General features: G+C 65.0%; 9 protein-coding genes. 4 read left to right on the top strand and 5 right to left on the bottom strand.

Features of this window, described 5'->3' with window-relative positions; genetic code table 11:
• The 4 genes from EN780_RS24255 to EN780_RS24270 form a co-directional block, all read left to right on the top strand.
• On the top strand, positions 1-408 hold a 408-nt coding region (locus EN780_RS24255; RefSeq protein WP_133372691.1), incomplete at its 5' end, for a helix-turn-helix transcriptional regulator.
• Positions 409-504: 96 nt separating this feature from the next.
• Entirely contained in the window at positions 505-996 is a 492-nt protein-coding gene (locus EN780_RS24260) for a carboxymuconolactone decarboxylase family protein (protein WP_245500106.1), read from the top strand.
• An 84-nt stretch (positions 997-1,080) separates the two neighbouring features.
• A complete protein-coding gene (locus EN780_RS24265) occupies positions 1,081-1,443 on the top strand; it encodes a nuclear transport factor 2 family protein (RefSeq protein WP_127282448.1) in 363 nt (120 codons plus the stop codon).
• 48 nt (positions 1,444-1,491) lie between these two features.
• A complete protein-coding gene (locus EN780_RS24270) occupies positions 1,492-1,806 on the top strand; it encodes a hypothetical protein (RefSeq protein ID WP_127282449.1) in 315 nt (104 codons plus the stop codon).
• A 66-nt stretch (positions 1,807-1,872) separates the two neighbouring features.
• Here the strand turns inward: EN780_RS24270 and EN780_RS24275 are convergent, their stop codons facing one another.
• From EN780_RS24275 to EN780_RS24295, 5 genes are all read right to left on the bottom strand, one after another.
• A complete protein-coding gene (locus tag EN780_RS24275) occupies positions 1,873-2,574 on the bottom strand; it encodes a hypothetical protein (protein ID WP_128275538.1) in 702 nt (233 codons plus the stop codon).
• Between the two features lie 184 nt (positions 2,575-2,758).
• Positions 2,759-3,244 carry a nuclear transport factor 2 family protein gene (locus EN780_RS24280; protein ID WP_127282451.1) on the bottom strand — a complete coding sequence of 162 codons (486 nt, stop codon included), beginning with the start codon at positions 3,242-3,244 and terminating at the stop codon, positions 2,759-2,761.
• Between the two features lie 45 nt (positions 3,245-3,289).
• The gene (locus EN780_RS24285) at positions 3,290-4,717 is read right to left on the bottom strand and encodes a gamma-aminobutyraldehyde dehydrogenase (RefSeq protein ID WP_127282452.1); all 1,428 of its coding nucleotides are present in this window, start codon (positions 4,715-4,717) and stop codon (positions 3,290-3,292) included.
• A 105-nt stretch (positions 4,718-4,822) separates the two neighbouring features.
• On the bottom strand, positions 4,823-5,638 hold the full coding sequence (locus tag EN780_RS24290) for an ABC transporter permease (protein WP_127282453.1): 816 nt from the start codon (positions 5,636-5,638) through the stop codon (positions 4,823-4,825).
• Complete coding sequence (locus tag EN780_RS24295; protein WP_127282454.1) at positions 5,628-6,596, bottom strand: ABC transporter permease; 969 nt, start codon at positions 6,594-6,596, stop codon at positions 5,628-5,630. Before EN780_RS24295 ends, EN780_RS24290 begins: the two co-directional genes overlap by 11 nt.
• Positions 6,597-6,714: the final 118 nt, after the last annotated feature.

A 6,714-nucleotide genomic window follows, 5' to 3' on the forward strand; every position in this document is an offset into this window, starting at 1 on the left:
ACCCTGCAGCTTGCCAGCCATGCCGGGCGCGGCGACATCCTTGCCTCGCGGCTGGTTGCCGACCTCACCGTCGGCTCGGGGCTGCATTTCACTGAGGCCGGCCGCATCAGCCTCGACGAGCTGGACGACCCGCTGCCGGTGGTGCACGCGACCTCGGAACAGCATCTGGAACCAGCCTGCCGGCCGAAGGCCAGGCCAGCCGAGCCGGCGACGCTGACGGCGCGGGAAAGCGAGGTGGTGAACCTGATCGCCGACGGCAAGAGCAACGCCGCGATCGCCGCAGAACTCAGCCTCAGCGAACACACGGTCAAGCGTCACGTCGCCAACATCCTGCTCAAGCTCGACCTGCCGTCGCGGGCGGCGGCGGCGGCGTTTTCGGCCAGGCACACTGGCCCGGACGGGCCATGAGAGCCATGGCGCTTTTGGGCGAAGCGGCGCGGCGCGGCAGAGCGCTAGGATTTTCTCCATGCAGGACAGGCGGATTTCGCCGCGAAGGACCTGCCAATGGAGGATGAGATGGAGAAGTCGAACCGGACACTCAAATCGCTGGTGATCGTGGCAGGCATTGGCGCGGTCTTCACGCTTGCTCCCGCCAAAGCCGAAGACGCCTCGGCCACCGCTGCCTACAAGGACATCCAGGCGACGCTCGGTTCGGTGCCCGACATGTTCAAGACGCTGCCTGACGTGGCGGTCGCCGGCGCCTGGGCCGAGATCAAGGGCGTGCAGCTCAATCCCAACACCGCTCTCGACGGCAAGACGAAGGAGCTGATGGGGCTTGCGGTGGCGGCGCAGATTCCGTGCCAGTACTGCATCTATTTCCACACCGAGGCGGCCAGGCTCAACGGCGCGAGCGACGAGGAGATCAAGGAGGCGATCGCGATGGCGGCCATCGTGCGCCACTGGTCGACGATGCTCAATGGCAGCCAGGTCGATCTCGCCACCTTCAAGAAGCAGACCGACGACGTATTCGCCGCCGTCAAGGCGAAGTCGCAGTGAGGAATGCGTCTGCCCGGCGCTTGAGCCGGGCAGCGCCCCCGATCAATCGAACGTCCCGCCTTGCGGCGGGCCATGGAGGAGAAAATGCTGACCAAGACTCAACTGGTGGACGGCGCTGCGATCAAGAAGGCAATCGAGGGCCGTGACGGCAAGCTGCTGGCGAGCTTCTACACCGACGACGCGCTGGTGCGGGTGATCGACCGCAACAATCCGCCGAGCAAGCCGCGCGAAATCCGCGGCCGCGCGGCGATCACCACCTTCTGGGACGACATCTGCAGCCGGGCGATGACCCATAAGGTCGACACCACCATCGCCGATGGCGACAACCTCGCCTTCACCCAGGCCTGCGCCTATCCCGACGGCACCAAGGTGTTCTGCGCGGCGATGCTGGAGCTCAAGGCCGGCAGGATCGCGCGGCAGACCGTGGTGCAAGCCTGGGACGAGTAAGCAAGCAGATCAACAGCGGCTGGGCCGCAAACTCGCAGGAGAACGACAATGTTCAGCGCCAGATGGCAGATCGACGCCAAGTTCGGCCACAAGCAGACCGTGCTCGACATGATGCGGCAATGGGAACGCGACGTCGGCTCGCAGGTCGGCATCTCAGATCTGAACTTCCAGATCATGACCGGATCGATCGGCGCGCATGAATCGAGGATCGAGTCGCACCACCAAGTCGAAAGCCTGGCCCAGCTGGAAGCGTTCTTCGCCAAGCTCGGCAAGATCGAAGCGCACGCCAAATGGGGCAAGGCGCTGGAGCCCTATGTCGTGTCGGGCACCAATGTCTGGCAGATCTTCCGGATCGTCGAATAGCGGCGGCCCCAATCGGCATGCCTGTCGCCCGCAACCGCTCCGGGGCGACAGACGTTGGTCCGGCCGTCAGCCCTTGCGGCCGAAACTGCTGCGCTGCCCCGAAAAGCGCGCCTCCCTGGCCAGCCCCGCTGCCGCCTGGCGGCCGGCCGGGCCCTGATTGGGCAGGGTGGCCTGCTTGGCCAACGCCGCAGCGATCATGGCGTCCGCCTGGCGCGCGCGCTCGGCGGCATTGCCTCCCGGCAAGCCTGCGGCCGCGGCATTGGCGGACGACGGCCGCGGGCGCCTGAACGCGAGGAACAGGAGCAGGGTGCCGAGCGCCGCCGCGCCGGCGGCCAGCATGACACGCGTGCCGGTCATTCCGGCCCGCTCGATCTGTGTCGCCTTGGCGGGATTCTGAACAACCACGAGCTTGTCGCCAACCTGCGGCTCACGGCCTCCGCTCTTGTTCAGGTCCATGGTCGCCTCGACGGCGTCCGCGCCGGCGCCGACGCGCAAGATGCCGGTGAATTTCTGTTTCACCGTCCATTCCTTGTCGGCATGGACCGACTTGAATGCTTCCACCAATTCGCATGGGATCGAGGCGCTGCTGACTGTCTTGTAGACGATCCTGTGCTGGGTCGATTCCATCAGGCATTCGACCGTGACCGCCGTGATTTCGGCCGGCACCTGCGGCCAGCCGCTCTTGGCGATGATGTCCTTGGCACAGAAGAAGGCGACCAGCAGGCAGAAGCCGCCGATCATTGTCAGCTTGATCTTCGAGACAGTCATGCGCGAACCCCCTCGCTGCGTGGTTTCCCGTCAGCGAAGCTGCGCGCACAGGTTGAATATTCAGTAAATCGGCAACCGTCGCCACGCGGCGGCAGTTCAACAGACTTAACGGATGACAACCGGTGAACTGAATACTTTAAGGATGGCAGTCCCGCCGCCATCCTTTTTTGCCCGAAGCCGCAACCTACATCAGGCCTAGCTGCTTGTAGAAACCGAGCGCATCGTAATAGTCGCTCTGGGTTGCGATCTTGCCGTCCTTGAGTGAAAACATCGAGGCCCCGGTGAAGGAGAACTTCTTGCCGGTTGCGGCGGTGCCGTCGGCCCAGGGGCCGGTGTTGGTGCCGGAAAACTCCCATTCGAAGGAGGCGCGGTCGCCCTCGATCACAGGCGCGCCCTTCATCGTCCAGACGGCGTCGGGGACGGCCTTGAGGAAATTGTCGATGACGCCGGTCTTGGCCGCTTCCTTGCCCTTGACGGGGGTGCCGACCGACGCGTCGTAGTAGGTGACGTCGTCGGCGAAATAGCCGGCGGCCTTGGCGGAATCATGAGCGTTCCACGCGGCGAGGTATGCTTCGATAACCGACTTCGCGCTGTCGTCGGCAAAGGCCGGCGCGACGGCAAGGAGCGTGGCGGCAATGGCTGCTGATGTCAGAAACTGGCGGCGATGCATCTTCTTCCTCCCTGGTTTTGAATGGTAGGTTCCCTGCGAATGGCGCTAGCCGTGGGCCACCATGACATGGCGGACGGCGGTGTAGTCCTCCAGCGCGTAGAGCGACATGTCCTTGCCGTAGCCGGACTGCTTCAATCCGCCATGCGGCATCTCGTTGGTCAGCATGAAGTGGGTGTTGATCCAGGTGCAGCCATATTGCAGGCGGGCAGCCGTCGCCATGGCGCGCGACACGTCCCTGGTCCACACCGACGAGGCCAGCCCATAATCGCTGTCGTTTGCCCAGTTCACTGCTTCGTCGACCTCCGAGAAGCGCGTGACCGAGACAACCGGGCCGAACACCTCGCGGCGCACGATCTCGTCCTCCTGCAGCGCGCCGGCAACGACCGTCGGCTGGTAGTAGAAGCCCGAGCCCTCGCCCGGCTTGCCGCCGGTGGTGATCTCGATGTGCTTCAGTTCCGAGGCGCGCTCGACGAAGCTCGACACGCGGTCGCGCTGGCGGCGCGAGATCAGCGGGCCGATCTCGTTCTCGGTGTCGTCCGGCCGGTTGTACTTGATGGTCGAGACGGCGGAGGAGAGGTCGGCGACCAGCTTGTCGTAGACCTTCTTGCCGGCATAGATGCGGCAGGCGGCGGTGCAGTCCTGGCCGGCATTGTAGTAGCCGAAGGCGCGCAGGCCGCTGACCACGGCGCCGAGATCGGCGTCGTCGAAGACGATGACCGGCGCCTTGCCGCCGAGCTCGAGATGCGTGCGCTTGACCGACTTGGCGGCCGCCTGCAGCACCTTCTTGCCGGTGGCGACATCGCCAGTAATCGAGATCATGTTGACCTTGGCATGGTTGATCAGCGCGTTGCCGACGCTTTCGCCACGGCCGAGCACGACATTGACGACACCTTCCGGCAGGATCTCGGCCAGGATCCTGGCCAGCTTCAGCGCCGTCAGCGGCGTCTGCTCGGACGGCTTGAAGACGACGGTGTTGCCGCCGCCGATCGCCGGCGCCAGTTTCCAGGCCATCATCATCAGCGGATAGTTCCAGGGCGCGATCGAGGCGACGATGCCGATCGGGTCGCGCCGGACCATCGAGGTGTGTCCGGGCAGGTATTCACCGGCGACCTGGCCGGGCATCGAACGGACGGCGCCGGCAAAGAAGCGGTAGCAGTCGACGATCGCCGGAATCTCGTCATTGAGCACGGAGTTGATCGGCTTGCCGCAGTTCAGCGCCTCGAGCGCAGCGAATTCCTTGGCCTCGGCCTCGATGCGGTCGGCGATCTTCAGCAGATAGCCGGAGCGCTGCGCCGGCGTGGTGCGCGACCAACTGAGGAACGCTTGTTCGGCGGCACTGACAGCAGCCTCGATCTGCGCCGGGCTGGCTTCAGGCAGGCTTAGAATGGTCGCCCCCGTCTTTGGATTGAGGATCGGCTCCTCGGTCTCGGTGCCCTTCTCGAAGGTCGAGCCGATCAGCATCTGGGTGTCCATAAGATTTCTCCTTGATCAGGAGCGAGTAGCGAATAGCGAGTAGCGAATAGGTTGGCGGTCGACTTTTCCCTTATTCGCTATTGGCTATTCCCTATTCGCTGTTCTTCATTTGCCCGAACCAGCGATCTGGTCGCCGTCGCGGGTCAGGTAATACGCAAAGAGGATCGGCAGCAGCGTCACCAGAACCACGACCATGGCCACGACATTGGTGACCGGACGCTGGCGCGGGCGGATCAGCTCTTCGAGCATCCAGATCGGCACGGTCTGCTGCTGGCCGGCGGTGAAGGTGGTGACGATGACCTCGTCGAAGGACAGCGCGAAGGCGAGCATGCCGCCTGCAAGTAGCGCGGTGGCGATGTTGGGCAGCACGACATGCCTGAAGGTCTGGAAACCATCGGCGCCGAGGTCCATCGAGGCCTCGATCATCGAGCCGGAGGTGCGGCGGAAGCGGGCGACGGCATTGTTGTAGACGACGACGACGCAGAAGGTGGCGTGGCCGAGCACGATCGTCCAGAACGAGAAGGGGATGTCGGCGAGCGCGAAGGCCGAGCGCAGCGCGATGCCGGTGATGATGCCGGGCAGGGCGATCGGCAGGATGACCAGCAAGGAGATGGTCTCGCGGCCGAAGAAGCGCGTGCGCGAGACGGCGGCGGCGCACAGCGTGCCGAGCACCAGCGCGATCGCCGTCGAGATGGCGGCGACGCGGATCGACAGCGACAGCGCCTCCCACACATCCGGGCGGTTCCAGGTGACGGCGAACCATTGCGTGGTCAGCCCCGGCGGCGGCCAGACGAAGCTCTTTTCCTCCGTCGTGAAGGCGTAGACGAAGATCAGCAGGATCGGCAGGTGCAGGAAGAGCAGGCCGCAGGCGGCGGCGATCTTCAGGCCGAGCGGGGCGGAAGGCGAGCCGTCAGAGCGCATCGAAGGCCCCCATGCGCTTGGCGCCCCAGAGGTAGAAGCCCATGATGACGATGGGCACCACGGTGAAGGCGGCGGCGAGCGGGATGTTGCCGGCCGTGCCCTGCTGCGAATAGACGGCCTGGCCGATGAACAGGCGCGAGGTGCCGATGATCTGCGGGATGATGTAGTCGCCCAATGTCAGCGAGAAGGTGAAGATCGAGCCGGCGACGATGCCGGGCAGCGCCAGCGGGAACAGCACGTTGCGGAAGGTCTGGCCGGGCGAGGCGCCGAGATCGGACGAGGCCTCGACCAGATTGCCCGGCACGCGCTCGAGCGCCGCCTGGACGGGCAGGATCATGAACGGCAGCCAGACATAGACGAAGGCGATGAAGGTGCCGGTGAAGGACACCGACAGCGAGTTGCCGCCGACGATCGGCAGCGACAGCCAGGCGTCGAGCAGCCACAAAAGGTTCAGCTTGCCGAGCAGCCAGGTGAGGATGCCCTCCTTGGCGAGGATGAGCTTCCAGGCATAGACCTTGACCAGGTAGCTCGACCACAGCGGCAGCATGACGCCAAGATAGAACAGCGCCTTCCAGCGGCCGCGCGCATAGCGCGCCGCGTAGTAGGCGATCGGGAAGGCGATGATCGCCGAGGCCAGCGTGACGAGCGCGGCCATCGTCACCGTGCGCAGGATGATGTCGAGATTGGCGGCCTGGAGCAGGTCGCCATAGGTCTTGAGCGTGAACTCGCGGTTGATGAGGCCGGAGAACTCGTCGATGGAAAAAAAACTCTGCGCCAGCAGGGCGAACAGCGAGCCGATATAGACAACGCCGAGCCACAGCACCGGCGGCAGCAGCATCAACAGCAGCAACAGCTTCGGCCGGCGCCAGAACAGGTCGGAGAGCGCGCCGCGCAGGCCGCCGCTGCCCGGCAGGATGGCAGGCGCGGCGGGGTTGGAGTTGAGCGCGGCGATGGTCATGGGGCCACCGCGTGTTGAACGGGATTATGGGAGAGGCCGAGATCCTTCGCCCCCCTCTCTGTCCTGCCGGACATCTCCCCCTCAAGGGGGGAGATGTCCGGCAGGACAGAGAGGGGGG

The organism is Mesorhizobium sp. M4B.F.Ca.ET.089.01.1.1, assembly GCF_004022605.1.
Lineage (GTDB): Bacteria > Pseudomonadota > Alphaproteobacteria > Rhizobiales > Rhizobiaceae > Mesorhizobium > Mesorhizobium abyssinicae.